General features: G+C 39.4%; 20 protein-coding genes. 4 read left to right on the forward strand and 16 right to left on the reverse strand.

Going from position 1 to position 17,490, the window contains the following annotated elements; translation table 11 throughout:
- Positions 1-10: 10 nt before the first annotated feature.
- Genes NQ782_RS13360 through NQ782_RS13385 form a run of 6 tightly spaced genes read right to left on the reverse strand, consistent with a single transcriptional unit; the run spans position 11 to position 4,666 of the window.
- A complete protein-coding gene (locus NQ782_RS13360) occupies positions 11-1,222 on the reverse strand; it encodes an NAD(P)/FAD-dependent oxidoreductase (protein ID WP_057094644.1) in 1,212 nt (403 codons plus the stop codon).
- A 29-nt stretch (positions 1,223-1,251) separates the two neighbouring features.
- Positions 1,252-2,181 (reverse strand): VOC family protein, encoded by a 930-nt coding sequence (locus NQ782_RS13365; RefSeq protein ID WP_057094646.1) that lies wholly within the window; start codon positions 2,179-2,181, stop codon positions 1,252-1,254.
- Between the two features lie 11 nt (positions 2,182-2,192).
- Positions 2,193-2,957, reverse strand: coding sequence for an SDR family oxidoreductase (locus NQ782_RS13370; RefSeq protein ID WP_000024372.1), 765 nt, complete (start codon positions 2,955-2,957; stop codon positions 2,193-2,195).
- The gene (locus NQ782_RS13375) at positions 2,950-4,017 is read right to left on the reverse strand and encodes an aromatic ring-hydroxylating dioxygenase subunit alpha (RefSeq protein WP_000991783.1); all 1,068 of its coding nucleotides are present in this window, start codon (positions 4,015-4,017) and stop codon (positions 2,950-2,952) included. The genes NQ782_RS13370 and NQ782_RS13375 overlap by 8 nt, the downstream gene beginning before the upstream one ends.
- Before the next feature lie 16 nt (positions 4,018-4,033).
- Positions 4,034-4,333 carry a recombinase-like helix-turn-helix domain-containing protein gene (locus tag NQ782_RS13380; protein WP_000847096.1) on the reverse strand — a complete coding sequence of 100 codons (300 nt, stop codon included), beginning with the start codon at positions 4,331-4,333 and terminating at the stop codon, positions 4,034-4,036.
- A 27-nt stretch (positions 4,334-4,360) separates the two neighbouring features.
- Positions 4,361-4,666 carry a non-heme iron oxygenase ferredoxin subunit gene (locus NQ782_RS13385; RefSeq protein WP_000118514.1) on the reverse strand — a complete coding sequence of 102 codons (306 nt, stop codon included), beginning with the start codon at positions 4,664-4,666 and terminating at the stop codon, positions 4,361-4,363.
- Between the two features lie 273 nt (positions 4,667-4,939).
- Here NQ782_RS13385 and NQ782_RS13390 point away from each other — a divergent pair, with 273 nt between their 5' ends.
- Positions 4,940-5,752, forward strand: coding sequence for an IclR family transcriptional regulator (locus tag NQ782_RS13390; RefSeq protein WP_000051057.1), 813 nt, complete (start codon positions 4,940-4,942; stop codon positions 5,750-5,752).
- Positions 5,753-5,798: 46 nt separating this feature from the next.
- Here the strand turns inward: NQ782_RS13390 and NQ782_RS13395 are convergent, their stop codons facing one another.
- Both NQ782_RS13395 and pnuC read right to left on the reverse strand, forming a co-directional pair.
- Positions 5,799-6,098, reverse strand: a complete 300-nt coding sequence (locus NQ782_RS13395; protein WP_057092977.1) for a hypothetical protein — start codon at positions 6,096-6,098, stop codon at positions 5,799-5,801.
- A 14-nt stretch (positions 6,099-6,112) separates the two neighbouring features.
- Positions 6,113-6,694: a nicotinamide riboside transporter PnuC gene (pnuC, locus tag NQ782_RS13400; protein ID WP_000074697.1), complete on the reverse strand. Its 582-nt coding sequence runs from the start codon at positions 6,692-6,694 to the stop codon at positions 6,113-6,115.
- A 246-nt stretch (positions 6,695-6,940) separates the two neighbouring features.
- On the opposite strand from pnuC, the gene NQ782_RS13405 reads away from it, so the two are divergent.
- Complete coding sequence (locus NQ782_RS13405) at positions 6,941-7,729, forward strand: crotonase/enoyl-CoA hydratase family protein (RefSeq protein WP_267581221.1); 789 nt, start codon at positions 6,941-6,943, stop codon at positions 7,727-7,729.
- Positions 7,730-7,831: 102 nt separating this feature from the next.
- On the opposite strand, the gene pgaD is transcribed toward NQ782_RS13405, so the two are convergent.
- The 5 genes from pgaD to NQ782_RS13430 form a co-directional block, all read right to left on the reverse strand.
- Entirely contained in the window at positions 7,832-8,251 is a 420-nt protein-coding gene (gene pgaD / locus NQ782_RS13410) for a poly-beta-1,6-N-acetyl-D-glucosamine biosynthesis protein PgaD (RefSeq protein WP_000856365.1), read from the reverse strand.
- 82 nt (positions 8,252-8,333) lie between these two features.
- On the reverse strand, positions 8,334-9,593 hold the full coding sequence (pgaC, locus tag NQ782_RS13415) for a poly-beta-1,6-N-acetyl-D-glucosamine synthase (RefSeq protein ID WP_000151613.1): 1,260 nt from the start codon (positions 9,591-9,593) through the stop codon (positions 8,334-8,336).
- 13 nt (positions 9,594-9,606) lie between these two features.
- Positions 9,607-11,601 carry a poly-beta-1,6-N-acetyl-D-glucosamine N-deacetylase PgaB gene (gene pgaB / locus NQ782_RS13420; protein ID WP_000632825.1) on the reverse strand — a complete coding sequence of 665 codons (1,995 nt, stop codon included), beginning with the start codon at positions 11,599-11,601 and terminating at the stop codon, positions 9,607-9,609.
- 236 nt (positions 11,602-11,837) lie between these two features.
- Positions 11,838-12,179, reverse strand: coding sequence for an FKBP-type peptidyl-prolyl cis-trans isomerase (locus NQ782_RS13425; RefSeq protein WP_000627259.1), 342 nt, complete (start codon positions 12,177-12,179; stop codon positions 11,838-11,840).
- A gap of 86 nt (positions 12,180-12,265) precedes the next feature.
- Positions 12,266-12,796 carry a YaeQ family protein gene (locus NQ782_RS13430; protein ID WP_001185269.1) on the reverse strand — a complete coding sequence of 177 codons (531 nt, stop codon included), beginning with the start codon at positions 12,794-12,796 and terminating at the stop codon, positions 12,266-12,268.
- A gap of 188 nt (positions 12,797-12,984) precedes the next feature.
- On the opposite strand from NQ782_RS13430, the gene dctA reads away from it, so the two are divergent.
- Complete coding sequence (gene dctA, locus NQ782_RS13435) at positions 12,985-14,247, forward strand: C4-dicarboxylate transporter DctA (RefSeq protein WP_000267735.1); 1,263 nt, start codon at positions 12,985-12,987, stop codon at positions 14,245-14,247.
- A gap of 37 nt (positions 14,248-14,284) precedes the next feature.
- On the opposite strand, the gene NQ782_RS13440 is transcribed toward dctA, so the two are convergent.
- Complete coding sequence (locus NQ782_RS13440) at positions 14,285-15,283, reverse strand: GTP-binding protein (RefSeq protein WP_057093062.1); 999 nt, start codon at positions 15,281-15,283, stop codon at positions 14,285-14,287.
- Between the two features lie 498 nt (positions 15,284-15,781).
- Between NQ782_RS13440 and NQ782_RS13445 the strand changes: the two genes are divergently transcribed.
- A complete protein-coding gene (locus NQ782_RS13445) occupies positions 15,782-15,982 on the forward strand; it encodes a hypothetical protein (protein WP_000761577.1) in 201 nt (66 codons plus the stop codon).
- Positions 15,983-16,092: 110 nt separating this feature from the next.
- On the opposite strand, the gene NQ782_RS13450 is transcribed toward NQ782_RS13445, so the two are convergent.
- Both NQ782_RS13450 and NQ782_RS13455 read right to left on the reverse strand, forming a co-directional pair.
- The gene (locus NQ782_RS13450) at positions 16,093-16,608 is read right to left on the reverse strand and encodes an acyl-CoA thioesterase (RefSeq protein ID WP_001142469.1); all 516 of its coding nucleotides are present in this window, start codon (positions 16,606-16,608) and stop codon (positions 16,093-16,095) included.
- A 261-nt stretch (positions 16,609-16,869) separates the two neighbouring features.
- Complete coding sequence (locus NQ782_RS13455) at positions 16,870-17,484, reverse strand: MarC family protein (protein ID WP_000254582.1); 615 nt, start codon at positions 17,482-17,484, stop codon at positions 16,870-16,872.
- Positions 17,485-17,490: the final 6 nt, after the last annotated feature.

Raw genomic sequence — 17,490 nt, forward strand, 5'->3', positions numbered from 1 at the left:
GATTTAATGTTTACGGTTTTAACTTCATGACATTAAATTCAGCATCTGCTAATAATTTTGGATCTAAAACGGTATTGGCTTGCATCCAACGCTTTGCCAGCTTGATTAACTTCGAGTCATTAATGGCAATCATATTCAGCAAGCGATTTTCATGGTCTAGATATAAATAGCTCACCTGATCTTCACCACCTTGGCGAATCACCACTTCTTTGGTCTTTTCAGGTTGATACGTGCCTAAAATCTGGATATTAAAGTGATATTGATCAGACCAAAGCCAAGGAATATCGGTATATTCAGTTTCAATTCCGAGCATTGATTTCGCAGCTGCAATCGCCTGATTTTGTGCATTTGCCCAAGACTGAATGCAATAGCCCAAACCCGGATGAATCGCGACATCACCTGCGGCATAAATGTCTTGATCTGAGGTTTGTCCAAAACAATTCACTACAATGCCATCTTTCACATCGAGCCCAGCATGCACGCCTAACTCTTTCGCAATTTCGGCACCTGCACCCACTACAACACAATCAAATAACTGGCTATGTTGAGGATGGTTCACCACTTCAACTTTTTGATCTGATGCTTCTACTAAGTGAAGGTTCTTGCTGTCTAAATGAATTTTTGTGCCTTGAGCCTCATGCATATTTTTTAAAAATGCAGAAACTTCCGGACTCACACTTCTTGCACATAAGCGGTCGCCATATTCAAAAATATGAACATCTTTACCTTGCTTACGTGCAGTTGCAGCAATTTCTAAACCAATCCAGCCACCGCCAATCACAGCCACATTTTTTGCATTCTTTAAAATTTCAGCCAGACGTTCACAGTCACGTACATTTCGCAAAGTCACAACATTTGGAATGAACTGCCATGTATTGACGGGTACACGGGCACGACTTCCTGTTGCAATCAACAATTTGTCATAGGGTAAAATCTGTCCACTTTCTAAATGAACCTGCTTTTGCTCGCGATCGACTTTTGTTGCAATTTCCGGTTTGTGCCATTGAATGTTGAACTCTTGAACCTGTTCTGCGGAGAACAGATTCAAACTTTCATAAGTTGCTTCTTTTGAAAGTACTTGCTTAGACAGTGGCGGACGCTCATAAAACACCTGATCTTCATTTGAGACCACATGAATTTCACCCACATATCCATTTTGACGTAAGGTACTAACTGCCCAACCTGCAGCTTGCCCCGCCCCTACAATTACAATCTTTTCCATAGCCTTTCTTCCTTGTAAAGCAATGCCTGTTACACAGGCTTTACCTGACGGCGGGTTTTGTCATCAAGACCACCTTCAATCGCCCACTCGGTGAAAAGCTCTAGACGATGTTCTTCTACACGTGGCTGCCATTCTTCGGTCAAATAATCATCGTTGGTGTAATATTCAAATGCACCACCCAATGGTGAGTTGACGTACCAGAAATAAGCAGAAGAAATTGGATGACGTCCCGGTCCAATAAAGGTTGACCACTCTGAACGGTTCATATGTAAACCGCCTCCAATCACCTCATGAATATCACGAACAACAAATGCAACGTGATTTAGGCCCGCAGGTTTATTTGGAACGCTAAGTAAGAATAAATCGTGGTGATAACCTTCACCGCGGCAACGTAAGAATGCACCGCGATTTTTATAGGCATCAGATAAATGGAAGCCTACTTTTTCAATATAGAAGTTTTCAGTAGTTGCTAAATCTGGTGTGAAGAACACCACATGTCCAATCGCAACAGGTTGACCTTTTTCATAAACAGGACTTGCTGCATTCACACGTTGAATGTTGCCGTATTGGTTAATGCCTTCCGTTTTAAGTTCTGGTACTTCTTTTACAAAACTTTGTTCAAAACGAATGGTCATGCCATTTGGGTCAAGACACTGAACTGTATTTTCAGTACGTTTAAAACCCTCTACATCGGCCAAACGAGCTGCCAAGTCTTCAAGGTCTTGAGCATTTTCAACACCCCACGTAACTTCACGTAAAGTTGAACCTTGCTCAATAGCAGGCGGTAAACGGTTATCATCACAATTAAATAGATAAATCTTGCTGCCGTTTTGAGTCTGGTATAAATCTGCACCTTCAATATCCGAAGTACTTTTGCTTAAACCAAAATCTGCCAAAAACTTGTTTGAAGCGGCTCTATCTTCAACTCCAAACTTTAAAATCTCAATCCCTGTAATCATTTGACTACTCCTTAGTTAAAGACAAAACCGCCATTGACCGGAATATTTTGACCTGTCACAAAAGAGGACAAATCCGACAGTAGATACAATGCTGTTCCATTTAAATCTTGTGGAAGTTGCTGACGTTGAATCGCTCTTCCGTTGACATATAAATCGTGACGTTCCTGTGGCACATACTCGGTTGCTTCAACCAGAGTCAGTCCCGGAGACAAGGTGTTGACACAGATATTGAACTGTCCCAACTCTCTTGCCATTGAACGTGTCATGGCAAGAATTGCACCTTTACTTGCCACATAAGCCATCAGGTTCGGTGCGCCCCAAAGTGCTGTATCTGACGCAACATTAATAATCTTGCCGGCAGCCGATTGTTTTAAATGTGGAATACACGCTTTTGTAATTAACCATGTGCCTTTCACATTAATATTCATGACTCGATCCCAAAGTTCAGGATCGTAATCAATCATATTTTTTCCACCGACATTGGTTGCAAGCGCTGCACAGTTCACAAGGCCATCTAGTCCTTGTAATACTTCCACGCTTTTTGCAACCGCATTTTCAATAGAGTCTGCATTGGCAAGGTCAACTGTTACTGCATGAACGTTTAGCCCTTGTTGCTGTAACGCTTGCGCTTCTTGTTGCACGAGGTCAGATAAAATATCTGCCATTACAACTTCAGCGCCTGCCTCAGCAATGGCTTGAGCGAAATCCCGCCCTAAACCACGTGCAGCACCAGTCACTAAAACTTTTTTGCCTTGCAACAACGCTACATTAGCCATGAGCTTCTTCCTGCATCTCGATACGGTTTGATGCATTTAGTGCAGCAATTTTCTTTAATTGCTTCTCAGCTTCTTTCTTCATTAAACGGCGTAAACGTGCAAGTCCAACATCGTGTTGATATAAGAATTCTCGTGCACGTGCATTTGGCGCAAGGTTTTCTAAAATAATGCGGTCTTGTTCCAATACATCCCAATGCAATTGTTCTAAATGATTGCGATATAAGAAGCGCCATACATTACGTTGCCAACCACTCACCTTACGGCAGCGCCAGAAAAATACACGGGTATTGTTGGCATCAATTGGCGTTGCGTAACCCACAATCCAGAATTCACCACCCGGACCAAACTGTTTACGGTAAGGAATTGAAAGACGTAACCAACTTGCACCAGTCGAACCATATTCAACCCAGTCAAAGTTCACACCTGTTTGGCCTTCTTTTTCAAAAACAAAACCATTTTCAGTTGTACGGTGTTTCATCTCTGCGGTACGTTCACCTTCTGCCATTGAATGTGAAGTACAGTGCAAATATGTACCGTGCATTGGGTCCATGACGTTATCAATGGCATATTGATGGTTTACTTTCCAGTCTGCTTGGCAAAGGAATGAACTCCACTCTTCGCTTGCCAGTTGTTCTGGGAACTCAAGCGGTGCAGGTTGTTCATTTGCATCGATACCAAACCAGATGAAGATTGCACCATGCTGTTCAATGACCGGATAGCTCTTTAAACACTTGGTTCCAGTCATTGGGCATTCATGAACGGCTGGCACATCAGCAACCACACCATCAGCACGAACTTCAACACCGTGATACCAGCAAGCAACTCGATCACCCAAGTTCCAGCCGAGTGAAAGACGAGCACCGCGGTGTGGACAGCGATCTTCAAGCGCATGTACCTGACCTTCGGCATCACGCCAAACCACAATGTTTTCACCTAAACGGGTAATCCCAACCGGATTAGCAGCGACTTCCCAACTTGCTAAAACCGGATGCCATTGGTCACGTAAACCAAGTTCTAAATATTCTTCAGCGCTTTGTGAAGTTGATACGATTGCGTTCATTTTATTCTTCCCTGAATCAATAACCTAAACGTTGCATTTCTTCTGTAAAGCTCTCAGAAGTCCATTCATCACCAGATTCACAGCGGAAACCCTGTTGATTAAGTGCAGAAACAACCTCATCTAATTCTGTTGCGCCCGCAGAAAATGCCTGAATCAAGTTCTTTACAAAGTCTTGTTCGTAGAGAGTCGGTTCTTTATAACGTGTTTGCCAAACCAACAATTCAGATTGACCTGGAACTTGAATATTGTTGATACCTGCTTCGGTTGCCGGCGTTGCATGAATCCAGCTTGCCAACTTTTCATTAAATGTCTTCATTGTTCTGCTTCCTTGTACATGTGAGGACTAGAGTTGAATTTGAATATCCTGTCCTTCAACACGAACTGGGTACGTACATAGGTTTCTACACCCGGGTCCACTTTTTAGCTCACCTGTCTGAATGTCAAAAATTGCTTCGTGCAATGGACATTCAACAGTCTGATCTTCGATAAATCCTTCCGTTAATAAGGCATACGCATGAGGGCAAACATTTTCGATAGCGAAGTAATTTTCATCGACAAAAAAAACACCAATTTTTTTCCCTTCAACTTCGACGGCTTTCGGCTCATCTTCGCTAACGTCACCCTGCTGACAAACTGAGATCCAACTCATACCTTGCGTCCTCATTTTGTTTTATATACAAAACATAATTTGATTTTCAAAACACAAGCTAAGCATAATCCTCTTGATTAATTTTTGTCAAAGTAAAAATAAACATTAAAATCAATTGATTAATAAATTTTAAATAATTTGTTACGTTTCAAGTTGGAAACAATGTTTTAAATATAAAAAATGTTTTATGTAATCTTTATAATTACAATAGTTCTAAAATAAAGCATAATGCCCCAATTCGAACCCTGTTTTATTTATAGGAAAACGACACGAATGAGCCTAGAGATTGAAGAAGATTCGCAAGAATCAGAAACAACAAAAAATGATGATCGGTATTTAGTACCAGGGCTTGTGCGTGGTTTAGCCATCTTGCAAGCATTTAATCAACAAGCACAAGAAATGACGATTACAGAAATTGCCGAAATTTTGGAAGTGAACCGTTCTAGTGCATTTCGGCTTATCTATACACTTGAAGCTTGCGGTTACTTAAGAAAGGCTTCACAAAAAACATATGCGCTTGATTCAAAAGTTATGGAGCTTGGTTTTAACAGTTTATCAAAGCTTTCATTACTTGATTTATCAACGCCTTTAATGAAAGAACTACGTGACCAGACCAAACTTGCAGTACATCTGACCGTTTTAGAAGGTACACACATTGTTTTTGTAAATAACGTTCAATCTATGGGTACGTTTACCAGCAATATTAGTTTAGGTACTCGCTGGCCTGCCCATGCTACAGTTATTGGTCAAATGTTATTATCAGATTTACCAGAGGCAGAAGTACGACAACGCTATCGCAATTTTAATGACTGGGATAGTTACTCAGAACTTACCCCAACCAGTTTAAAAGCGTTATTGCAAAAATTGAATTATGTAAAAACTCAAAAGTCGATGGTGAGCTGGGGGCATTACAACCATGACATGGCTGCTTGTGCTGCACCTATTTTCAAACAATCAAATGGAAAAATGGTGGCTGTCCTTTCAGTCAGTTGTCCAATTACCACCTATGATGAGAAGACCTTTAAAGAAGATATCGCTGCTCTAGTCATCGCAACGGCAGATAAAATTTCAAAATTTATCTATTAAAAAAAGCGACGTTAAGTCGCTTTTTTTAATACTCTTATTTCTTCAATTAAAAATTACACTTAAAAGTTTCACCATTCATATTCTGAAAACTCAGTGTTGAATGATTTTCTTTAATATCAAACTTTAAGTACTGCTGTTTAAACTGTACTACTGCATAAAACTCTTCTGCCCCATCATCTAAACCTGTCGCAGAGGCCTGAGTGCCTTGTGGAAAGTCCTTGAGCCAAGCAGCGTTATAAAAATCCGCTACTGAATTAAAATCTATATATTTTGCAGGCTCAGCTATAATTTTTGCAGCAATTTGATCAAACTGTTGTTGTTTATAAGCATCTAAACTCAACAACATGCTTATTCTCCCAATTAAAGCTGCCCAGCACCTAAGTTCTGCTTTCTTTTAACCTTTTCCCATTGATACCAACCATAAGCTGCCATTAATACAAAGGCTGCGTATAAGGCTGAAGTTAAAAACAGATCTTTATAGATAAACATGCCGACATAAACAATATCGACAAATACCCAAAGGATCCATGTCGCAATATGCTTTCGGCTGGTCCAGTAAGTTGCAAGCAAACTAAATGCTGCAAGCTGTGAGTCGAGCATCGGCACCGCTGCATCGGTAAAGTTTTTAAGAACCAAACCAAAGACTAAGCCACCTACCGCGGCAATAATCATTTGAATGATAACTGTTTGAACTGCAATAGGCTCGATTCGAATGTCATGATCTTGCTGTTTTCCTTTGAGCCAATAGTAAAAGCCATAAAAATTTACGACCATAAAAAAGAATTGCAAAATCGTTTCGCCATAAAGCTTAAATTCGTAAAACAAATAGGCATATAGGACAAAAGCAAAGAAATTAAACAGCCAGCACCACATATTACGGATTACCGTTAATCCAACTCCAATGAGGCTAATTAAGACCGCGAAAATTTCTAGAGGTGACATAAGAGAAGCTGCTTATTGAGATCAATTTGACAGCGTATTATGAGAAAAATATAAAGCGAAGCAAACTGCTAATTTAAATAAATCATGGAAAATAACATGTCTAAGGATTTATCCTTTTCGCATGAAATTGATTTATTTCAATAGATAAACAAAAGAAATACTGATCGAGTCGCTAACAATTTCTATTTGCTAGTTTTTAAATGATTGTTTAAAACATGATTAAATACAAATAAAGAGCGTGACAATATGTCAAATAAAGAAGGAAAAGTCAGCCGTGAAACTCGCGGACATATTTTTTTAATTGGTCTAGATCGGGCAGCAAAACGTAATGCTTTTGATAGTCACATGATCAAAGACTTATCACTAGCGCTCACTGAATATGAAAATAATGATGCCATGCGCTGCGCGATTGTTTTTGCTCACGGTGACCATTTTACAGCTGGCTTAGATTTGGTTGAGTTACAACCTAAGCTTGCTACGGGTGTATTTGATTTTAGTGAAAACGAAATTAACCCTTGGGGCACAATAGGCCGAAAACTGTGTAAACCTTTGATAGTGGCAGTGCAGGGTTATTGCTATACCGCTGGTATAGAATTATTTCTCAATGCAGATATTGCGATTGCGAGTGAAAATACCCAATTTGCTCAAATGGAAGTTCAACGTGGCATCTTACCTTTTGGCGGAGCAACTGCGCGTTTTACTCAAGCCGCAGGTTGGGCCAAAGCCATGCGCTATTTACTCACTGGTGACTCTTTCGATGCCAAAGCTGCTTTTGACATGAACCTCATTACAGAAATATGTCCAGAAGGTACAGAGCTTAAACGTGCCATAGAACTTGCTGAACATATCGCGCAAGCTGCACCACTTGCTGTAAAAGCGACTCTCGCCTCTGCTCGTGAGGCAGTCAATGAAGGTTACGAAGTGGCTTTTAACCAACTGCAAAAGCATCTTCAACCTTTACTCACAACAGAAGATGTTCAAGAAGGTGTTTTCGCCATGCTCCAAAAAAGACCTCCTGTTTTTAAAGGTAAATAAGTCCTACTCAAGCACTGCGCTCTACAGTTTAAAACTTATGGATATACCGAAATTAGCGAAAAAAAAGCCCACATGATGTGGGCTTTCTTTTATAAATGTACTTTATTCAACTCTAATGATTTTACCAAATTCATTATGGTGAACGACCGTAATTTTTTGGCTACGGCCCTGCTCAATTTCTTGCACAGGCAAATCAAAATAGCGCGCATAGTCATCTGTCTGTTTCATGTTCAGTTCACTACCTTCTACACGGCGTTCAGGCAATACATGACTCCAGAGTAGCAACCCGACTGCACACGCAATCAGCGCTGTAATACCATGTTCAATTCCTACACCGAATGCACTGAACAAACGATGTACTAAATGAGTTTTTTGCAGCTCAGCCAATACCCAGATAAACACGAATGGACGCCACAACAACAACCAAGCCGCCCACATCATGGCTGTGCTTGTTGTAGAAGCATAGCGTTTATGCCATGGCAATTGACGGCGTAAATCAATAATCAACGAATTTGTCTTCATTTCTCTTTACCTAACGAAGTGCTGTGGTTTTTCCCCAGACATCAATACAGCACGATCTTTAAAATCTCATGACTCTTGCATTTCATCCACGAATGCCCCGATCCGGGCTCACCCAACGCGCACGTTTCTCATCTCCACGTCGTAAGACTTTTGGAAATGCCACAATAGTTGCCGAGATGGTGATTAGCCAAAAGACCAATGGATACCAGATCATCCAGAAATAGTTTTTTCCTAGATGCGGTTCATAACGACTATCCATCCATTTGCTTAAAGCAAACTGAATGAGACAGGTTGCCCCTAATAAAATACCGCTACCATACGGTAAAAATGGAGAGCTCACAACGGCTAATGCAGGGACCGGTAAAATAAAATGTACCAACCACAACAAAGCCATTGCCAGCATTAAATATGACCAGACTAAAGTTAAGCAAAGCTCAAACATTAAAGGCCATAAAAAATTCAATTTTGGTTTGGTGAACACATCAATATTTTTAATTAATACCTGTGCTCCACCCATTGCCCAACGTAAACGTTGTTTCCACAATCCGTTTAAAGTTTCAGGCATTAAAATCCAAACCAAGGCATTCGGTTCAAAACGAATGTCCCAGCCGGCACGTTGCAATTTCCAAGTAATATCGATGTCTTCAGTCAACATATTAGGTGACCAATAGTCCACTTGGTGAACAGCGCTCTTACGAAAAGCGGTAATAACACCAGATACGGTAAATAAACGGCCAAAGGTACGCTGAGCACGTTTAATCATGCCGACAATCGAAGAAAACTCACCAACCTGAATACGACCTAATAAAGTTGAACGGGTACGGATACGCGGGTTACCCGTCACGGCTGCAACAGTCGGATTTTGAAGAAAATGACGAACCATCCACTTTGCTGCATGAGGATCAAGTAAAGCATCACCATCAATACCAATTAAAAACTCGGCATCGGTCATTAAGCTTCCAGCTTGCAACCCCATGGCTTTACCTTGGTTTTGTGCAAGATGAACAACACGGAGTTTTTCATGTTGTTCAGCTAACCGATCCAGCACTTCACCTGTGTTATCCGAACTGCCATCATTAATCGCAATCACTTCAAAATGAGGATAATCCAGTTTTAAAGCATGAGTAATCGTTTCCTCTGCATTATCCCCTTCATTAAAACAAGGAATAAGCACAGCAACTTTAGGATAGCTTTCTAATGGAGCTGGCTGATCATAAGGCGGAGCTTTACGTTCCTTCCAATAGAAAATGATCGCGCCAATCATCCATAAATACGACATAAATAATGGATAATAGAAAACGAATTTTAAGGCATGCGACCATATAGCAGCAAAGATTGTCATGTTTCAGCCTCGCCTATGGCACAAGACGAGATGATTTTTCAGCAAATGCTTTATGCATCACGTTCACGTCCGGATGATCTTTGATTGGGTCATCTGGATAGTATGCAACGTGCATTGCACCTTGCTGATAAAGTGAGTGAATTGTTGCTGCCATTTCTGTTGACGGTACCTTTTCGTTGTTGCGCCAGTTTGTTGCTTGTAGCTCAAAAACTGTTTTCTTAATGCCATTTGGATATTTTTTCACGCGATCAATCATGTCTTTATAAAATTGATCGGCGTTATCGACCTGTTCCATATAAGGCATTGCCATAATAGCCGTAAAATCATAGCGTCTTAATGACTCTTCAAGCGATTGTGAATACCAGTTTTCCGCATATGGTTTTAAGGCAACTTGCGCGTATAAGTTACGAGCTGTAAGCAAGAACGGTTCATATTGTCGCACGTCTTCAACAAGTTGCATTGCAAAATCATCTAGATATTTTGTCTTATATGCAGTCCATTTTTGCAAATCTTGATCGTTTTCACGAATTTTTGCCAAATCTGTTGGTAAGCCTTGTTTCGCATAAGCTTTTAATGCATCTGGGCTTGCATCTTCATAATCCGATAATGTGACATCGTCATGGAATAAAATTCCATTGAAAGACGCTGACTTGGCCAAATCTTGATAAATCTCACGAATAGTTTGGCGAGCCTGAGGTGAGAACGGACTTAAACGGATATAACCCATATTTAGGTGTTCACCAGCTTTTGCCTGCTCTGTCACGACTAAATCTTTTGATACCGGATCAGTTTTTGGTAATTCCCAAGCCAATAAAGGCATCCAAGCATAAATACGGCTTACAGGCGTACGGGTTTGAATTTGCCATGCTACACGGTTAAACAAGTCCGCACGCATTGGGATATGACGGTTCGGGAAATATACCATATCGGCAGAACCATTAGCATCCGGATCTGAAAATGCCTGCAAATAAACTGTATTTACACCCATCGCATTAATTCGGTCTAACAAGTGACCTAAATTTCGTTCTTGTTGTTGCGGATCCGGATCATAAATATAGTCGAGATCAATATGCATGATTTTTTGCGGACGGTTGTTATCCGTTAAGTTTAATTCACGGTTCTTAATCTCTTGAGCCAAATCATTAGTACTCATTCCGCCCTCTACCAAAATACGGCTCATATTTTGTAGAGATTGTTTCGCATGGTCTGCGCCATCATCAAGCGTGATGGTAATTGGCATACCAAGCTTTTTAGCAATTTGGACCGTTTGCATATTATAGCGACCATATGGCCACACCATAATACGTGGTGAACGTATACCATGCTCTTTAAGTAGCTGATTATTCTTTTTTAAATCATTATAAATACGAGCCTGATATTGGCTGTCATTTTCATAAGTTTTAGTTTTTACATCATAAAAACGTGTCGTTGCCGCCGGTTCAGAGTTCCCTTGCGGGTTGCCTGTAATACCGCGGTGTAAATGATAGCTATGGCTTGCAATTTCAACAAACCCGCTATCTTGCATTTCTTTGAGCTCACCCCAGCTTAAGATTTTATCACGTGGAATTTCTTCACCCGAAAAATCGACTTTCTGCCCTGCTTTTGGCTCTAACCATGAACCCACTACCGCAAGTACCACTGGGATTTTTTTAGCCTTAATAACAGGATATGCATTTTGGTAGAAAGACTGATAACCATCATCTACAGTTAATAAAACTGGCTTGGTTGGAAGTGCTGCCTTGCCCTGATGAGCACGGATTAACTGGTCTACGGTAATAAAATGGAAGCCATTTTTTTGCAACCAATCGACATGCTCAGTAAATTGTTGAGTGGTGACCGCATACTGAGGAATTAAGGCATTTTTAGTATCGGTAATTTCATGATACCCAATGACCGTAAGTGTTGAAGCATCTATTTTAGGAGGGTTAGCTAATGCCATACCTGACAAGCCTGCTAGAGCCAAGCCAAGCGTGAGGTTCAACAAAGGAGATGCAAAGCGGGTAATCATGAAATAGCGTCTCAATAGCAATATAGATTATTTATGTGAAATTTAAACTTAAGAACTAAAATTCACATTTATTTAGTTCTTAAGTTCAAACTGTCCTAACAGAACAGTTTTTCAGTTCACCTTTATAATTAAATAAACTGAAAATAATCTTAAATATTTAAAAAGCTAAAATATAAATATCGAATATATTTATATTTAAAGCTTATAGATAAAGTCGAGCTCTAAACGGTTTGATTTCAATCATCGCGAGTTTTTACATCAAATAATTCAATTTCAAAAATCAAATTTGAGTTTGCCGGAATAATTTTACCCATTTTGCGTTCGCCATAAGCCAAATGAGCAGGAACCATAAGTTTACGTTTTCCGCCAACTTTCATTCCCATAATGCCTTGGTCCCAACCTTTAATCACACGGCCTGTACCAATAACACACTCGAAATAATTTCCGCGGTCAAGGGAAGAGTCGAATTTAGTGCCGTCTTCTAACCAACCTGTATAGTGAGTCGTAATTAAGGCACCTTTAACCGCTTCTTTACCTTCGCCTACTTTTAAATCGATAATTTCTAATTCAGTGATCATAATCTTCCCATTCGTTTAATTTCACAGCTCAGACTTGATCTTTAGTCTAGCAAGTGAATTTGTAAAATTTGTTGCGCTTTTCAGTTTTACTGTAATTGGGTCCACACGACATTCGCTTGGCCCTTGTCACTTAACAAAGTCCATTCGTTGTCCATAACATTTAACTGAAGCTGCATGGTACGCTCACAAAGCTGCTCTAACTCTGCTGTACTTTCAGGTGCTAGCTGCCAAACTTGAACATTACTCAATGTTTTAATTTTACTGTTTCTCTTCCACCAATCTTCAACTTGTGAACCATAAGCGACAATTGCCACAGTTTTACAACGGGCACTGGCTTTTTTCACTTTATCTTCAGACGGTAAACCAACTTCAATCCAGGTTTCTAACTGTCCTGTTAAGTCTTTTTGCCAAAGTGCAGGCTCATCGGTTTCAAAAAGGTCTTTGGTAAACTCAAGGCTATCACTTGCGAAACGTGCAAAAGCCATGACACGAACCATTAATCGTTCTAAAGTTTCAGAAGGATGTAAGGCAAGCGTCAGTTGATAATCGCCATAAATATGGTCATCCATATTGGCAATATTCAGATCTGCTTTATAAATTGTTGCTTTAAGCGCCATAGTTAATATGTCCAAAAATTTGGCGCTAAGAATACTCGATTTTAATTAAAAAATTATAGAAAAAACTCAGTAATGTAAAACTTCTTATCCTCTCCATTTGCATCTTATTTCAAAACATCTAACCACTTTCAAAGTTGGCGGGCTTTTTGCTTGAAAGGGGTTGTATTCCTCTCTTGATTTGATGACTTATGTGGCAAAAACTTAAACGTAGTTTATTTCTACAAGTCCTCTGCGCTCTCTTCCTCGGTATTGCAGTAGGTCTTGCTTTTCATGATTTCTCCCTAGCTTTAAAACCTCTTGGTGATGGTTTTATTTCTCTCATTAAAATGTTGATTGCCCCGATTGTATTCTGTGTAGTGGTACTGGGAATCTATGGTGCAAACGATATTAAAAAAATGGGCAAAGTCGGTGCAAAAACGATTCTTTATTTTGAAGTGGTCACGAGTATTGCTTTAATTTTGGGAATTATTGTTGCTTATGTCTTTAAACCGGGCGTCGGTATGAATATCGATATTACTCATTTAGATGCTAAAGATTTAAGTACCTATACCGAACGTGCTCATGACATGCATACAGGTTCAGAGTTTTTACTCAATATTATTCCGAAAACATTTACTGCCGCTTTTGCTAACGGCGATATTTTACAAGTTTTACTCATCGCTATTTTATTTGGCGTTTCCCTACTGTTAATTCCTAAACATTTAGCGGAGTTGGTTCGTCAAGCGCTTGAAGCTTTTTCGGAAGTCTTCTTTAAAATTATGGGACTCATTATTCGCTTGGCACCGATTGGTGTATTTGGTTCAGTTGCTTATACCACTGCAAAATTTGGTTTAGATTCACTCCTGCAACTCGGTTATTTAGTTTTACTCTTTTATGCGACTTGCATTTTATTTGTTGTCATTATTTTGGGTTCAATTTTAAAACTCACCGGACTGAATATCTTTAAATTTGTCGGCTATTTTAAAGATGAACTCGCTATTGTTTTAGGGACAGCCTCTTCTGATTCTGTTTTACCCCAAATCATGAAAAAGCTTAAAAACTTGGGAATTAAAGATTCAACAGTCGGTCTGGTTATTCCTACTGGTTATTCTTTTAATTTAGACGGCTTTTCAATTTATTTAACATTAGGCGTGATCTTTATTGCACAGGCCTGCAATATCAATCTCTCCATGCACGACTTACTGGCTATTTTATTGGTTTCGCTTATTACATCAAAAGGCGCACACGGCATTCCGGGGTCAGCCTTAGTGATTCTTGCTGCAACACTTTCCGTAATTCCAAGTTTACCTGCAATTGGTTTGGTACTTTTACTATCTGTAGACTGGTTTATCGGAATTATCCGTGCCTGCACCAACTTAATTGGTAACTGTGTAGCGACCGTAGTCATTGCCCATTGGGAAAAAGACATCGATCATGCACAAGCGAAACAAGTACTTAATATAAAAAATTAAATCTCTCATAGAGAATATTGAAGTACTTCAATGTTCTCTATTGTTCAATTCTGCAAGCTAATAGTTCAGTTTCAAATGCCAGCCAGTCATGTTCATGTTGGCTAATCATTTCAATGCGGTTATCAATGCCCTCTTCACCAGACTTATAGTTAAACCGCTCAGGATTAAAGTTAAAGGTCTTCCATCCCTGATCTGTATTAAAAATTCCCTTAATACGTAGCCAGTCTTGTTGTGCACACAACACATCGAGCAAAGTATAAAACTCAAATTTCCAACGCTTAGGAAATTTCCAACCCGCGACCATATAACCCTGCGCCGACTCGACATAATGATAAGGCAGTTGGTGAATTTCTTTTGCAACTTCGGCTTCAGTCATTTGCTTTTGCAGCTTGAGTAAAGGCTGTATAGAGCGTGCAGTTAAACGCGCAGGCACATCAATTTGCGCCAGTTCAAGTTGACCATGTTCAGTCTTTAGCCATTGTTGCTGATAAGGTTGGTATTCTTCTTTAAGCTCAACAAGTGCCTGTTCATCTTCAAAAGTCATGGTATCGGCATGAGAGACCACCACAATCTGTGCAGCTTTTAATTGGTCTTCATATAGGTTTTGCTTGACCCAATTGGTGTCATGCAAACGACTACCATCAACCACAGTCACTAGTGCACGCATAGCTAAGCTGTTTTGCCAATGTGGTTCCGTTAACTGATCAAATAATTGCGAAGGATGTCCAAGCCCTGTAGGTTCAATAAAGAGTCGGTCTGGCTTTTGTTCACTTAACAAGCGAGCCAAAGCAATATGCATAGGAAGTTGGCTACTACAACATAAACAGCCGCCCAATAGTTCTTTGACTGCATAACCTTGATCTTGAGGTAGGAGTTGTTGATCGACTCCGATTTGCCCAAATTCATTCATTAAGACAGCCCACACTTCATCTTTCGGTTTCTGACTTAATAAATGTTGCAATAATGTCGTTTTCCCTGCTCCTAAAAACCCTGAAATAATATGGGTAGGAACAGTTTTTTGGGCAATCAGTTTCACAAGCGGCTCAAATCAACAAGGTTTAAAAACTAAGAAAGGTATATCACTGTTTAATTAGCATGAAAATAATTTTTCACTTTGAAGATATACTTTTCAATTATCAGGCTAAAGCACCAAATATGTGACATACATCTCATCAATTATCTAAATTAACTTTAGAAAAATAATAATTAAACGAAATATCCTATTTATGGACATTCACAATTCATGCCAGAGTGTTTTGTTTACGTAACTAACTTGCTTTTTTTTTACTCAATACGAAATATTCTTTCACATTTTTAGCGCTCAAGTAGCGCTTTAATTTTACAGTAGACGCACATAAACGGACGTTATATTTCATATTGTTAAGATAGGCGTAATAGATTGTTAAGTTAATTGATGTAATCCCAAGCTCGGCTTAGCATGTGTCCTAGCTTAATCATTCAGCCCTATATGTTCTATGTAGGTCAGAACGATTAGGTTTGATTTATTTTTTAATGAATTTAAGGATGCCATAAAATGAAATTAGCTAAAACTTTACTCGCTACTACCCTAGCTTTAACTGCTGCTTCAACTTTCGCTGCTTCTAAGCACGACCAAGCACATAACACTGCTGGTGAAGAAAAAGTTGTTGTTTCAACTCAAGAGCAAGCAAACACTGCAAATGCTGCTTCTGACGCTGTAGGTTCTGCTTCTGAAGCTGCTCCTGCAACTCGTTAATTATCTCTGCACTCTCCTCCAAGCTCAGAGATAATTTTACTGAAACGAAACAGGATGTTAAATTTCGGTGAAGAAAAAAGATCGAACCATGCTGCGGTTCGATCTTTTTTTTAAGAAGTTTTCTTATACATGCTACAAGAAGGGTTATGATTCTCTTGTAGGCGTAACACCTTACGATGTTCAGCCGCTTCAAATCGGCAACGTTTCCACTCGGTATCTAAATTTAATTTAGGCACTTCGCGTGGTTTACCATGCTCATCAACCGCAACCATCGTGAAATAACAGCTATTGGTATGACGAACGGTACGCTTTTGAATATTTTGAGCTTCCACACGGATACCCACTTCCATTGAAGTACGTCCCACATGGTTCACACTCGCTAAAAATGTAACGAGTTCACCTACATAAATAGGTTCTTTAAAATTTACTTTGTCTACAGACAACGTTACGACATAACTGCCTGAATAACGACTTGCACAAGCATAGGCTACTTGGTCTAGCAACTTTAGAATTGTTCCACCATGAACATTACCTGAAAAATTTGCCATGTCCGGTGTCATTAAAACTGACATGGTTAATTCTGACTGATCGTCAGTTACGGTTGTCATTTCATCTAATGTAGGCATGACTCAACTCTGTCTCAAACAAGCTCAGAAAACATTATGGTTGATAATTCACAAAAAAAACATGCTTAAATCCACAACATAGCATCGTATTTTTTAATATTGTTAATTCTTTTTTTGAACGAATATTTTTTAAGCTATTATTTTTAATAATTTTTTAGTTTTTCTTAAATAGACAGTTATTGAGCGGTCAAAAATAATCAAAAGATGCTATGCCATTTTGTTCCATTTTAAATGACACAGCATCGTTTTATATGAGGTTCATTATACTTTATGGATCAGTCCGGTAACGCCATTAATAATCATATCAACAGCAATCGTACCGATTAATAAAGCAGATAAACGCCCGACAATATCGAAATAACGATCGATATATTTTGCATGTTTGTAACGCAAATGATCATGTGAAAATTTCATCAAGATCAAAATACTGCATGTTAAAAACATGGTAAACCCGATCACAAGTGCCGCAGCACCAATCGACATTTCAATACCTGTCACCACAGCTGCACTAATGGTTCCCGGCCCAATCATAAAAGGCATGGCGATAGTGCCGGCCAAATGTTCAGGTGCACCGCGCATTTCACCAATGGTATCTGCACCCTGAAACACATAGCGGTAACCAATCACCAAAAAGATAAGACCACCAAAAATCTGGAAAGCCTCAAAGCGTACATTCAGGTATTTACTAAAGATTGCTTCACCGCCCCATGCAAACAACATAAAGACGATATAAGCAATCAAGCTCCCTTGAATTAAGGCTTTGTTAAATACCTTGGTTTCTGAATGGCGGATGAGGCCAATCATATAAATGCTCATTAAAAAAGGATTGAGCAAAGAGAAAAATAAAGCAAAAGAATGCAGATATGGTGAAACCATGCATAT

The organism is Acinetobacter sp. BD54 (assembly GCF_044778325.1).
Classification (GTDB): domain Bacteria; phylum Pseudomonadota; class Gammaproteobacteria; order Pseudomonadales; family Moraxellaceae; genus Acinetobacter; species Acinetobacter baumannii.

Excerpts from the sequence above, each read along its gene's own strand:
- NQ782_RS13360 (WP_057094644.1), bottom strand. The coding sequence starts at position 1,222 with ATGGAAAAGATTGTAATTGTAGGGGCGGGGCAAGCTGCAGGTTGGGCA.
- NQ782_RS13365 (WP_057094646.1), bottom strand. The coding sequence starts at position 2,181 with ATGATTACAGGGATTGAGATTTTAAAGTTTGGAGTTGAAGATAGAGCC.
- NQ782_RS13370 (WP_000024372.1), bottom strand. The coding sequence starts at position 2,957 with ATGGCTAATGTAGCGTTGTTGCAAGGCAAAAAAGTTTTAGTGACTGGT.
- NQ782_RS13375 (WP_000991783.1), bottom strand. The coding sequence starts at position 4,017 with ATGAACGCAATCGTATCAACTTCACAAAGCGCTGAAGAATATTTAGAA.
- NQ782_RS13380 (WP_000847096.1), bottom strand. The coding sequence starts at position 4,333 with ATGAAGACATTTAATGAAAAGTTGGCAAGCTGGATTCATGCAACGCCG.
- NQ782_RS13385 (WP_000118514.1), bottom strand. The coding sequence starts at position 4,666 with ATGAGTTGGATCTCAGTTTGTCAGCAGGGTGACGTTAGCGAAGATGAG.
- NQ782_RS13390 (WP_000051057.1), top strand. The coding sequence starts at position 4,940 with ATGAGCCTAGAGATTGAAGAAGATTCGCAAGAATCAGAAACAACAAAA.
- NQ782_RS13395 (WP_057092977.1), bottom strand. The coding sequence starts at position 6,098 with ATGTTGTTGAGTTTAGATGCTTATAAACAACAACAGTTTGATCAAATT.
- pnuC (WP_000074697.1), bottom strand. The coding sequence starts at position 6,694 with ATGTCACCTCTAGAAATTTTCGCGGTCTTAATTAGCCTCATTGGAGTT.
- NQ782_RS13405 (WP_267581221.1), top strand. The coding sequence starts at position 6,941 with ATGTCAAATAAAGAAGGAAAAGTCAGCCGTGAAACTCGCGGACATATT.
- pgaD (WP_000856365.1), bottom strand. The coding sequence starts at position 8,251 with ATGAAGACAAATTCGTTGATTATTGATTTACGCCGTCAATTGCCATGG.
- pgaC (WP_000151613.1), bottom strand. The coding sequence starts at position 9,593 with ATGACAATCTTTGCTGCTATATGGTCGCATGCCTTAAAATTCGTTTTC.
- pgaB (WP_000632825.1), bottom strand. The coding sequence starts at position 11,601 with ATGATTACCCGCTTTGCATCTCCTTTGTTGAACCTCACGCTTGGCTTG.
- NQ782_RS13425 (WP_000627259.1), bottom strand. The coding sequence starts at position 12,179 with ATGATCACTGAATTAGAAATTATCGATTTAAAAGTAGGCGAAGGTAAA.
- NQ782_RS13430 (WP_001185269.1), bottom strand. The coding sequence starts at position 12,796 with ATGGCGCTTAAAGCAACAATTTATAAAGCAGATCTGAATATTGCCAAT.
- dctA (WP_000267735.1), top strand. The coding sequence starts at position 12,985 with ATGTGGCAAAAACTTAAACGTAGTTTATTTCTACAAGTCCTCTGCGCT.
- NQ782_RS13445 (WP_000761577.1), top strand. The coding sequence starts at position 15,782 with ATGAAATTAGCTAAAACTTTACTCGCTACTACCCTAGCTTTAACTGCT.
- NQ782_RS13450 (WP_001142469.1), bottom strand. The coding sequence starts at position 16,608 with ATGCCTACATTAGATGAAATGACAACCGTAACTGACGATCAGTCAGAA.
- NQ782_RS13455 (WP_000254582.1), bottom strand. The coding sequence starts at position 17,484 with ATGGTTTCACCATATCTGCATTCTTTTGCTTTATTTTTCTCTTTGCTC.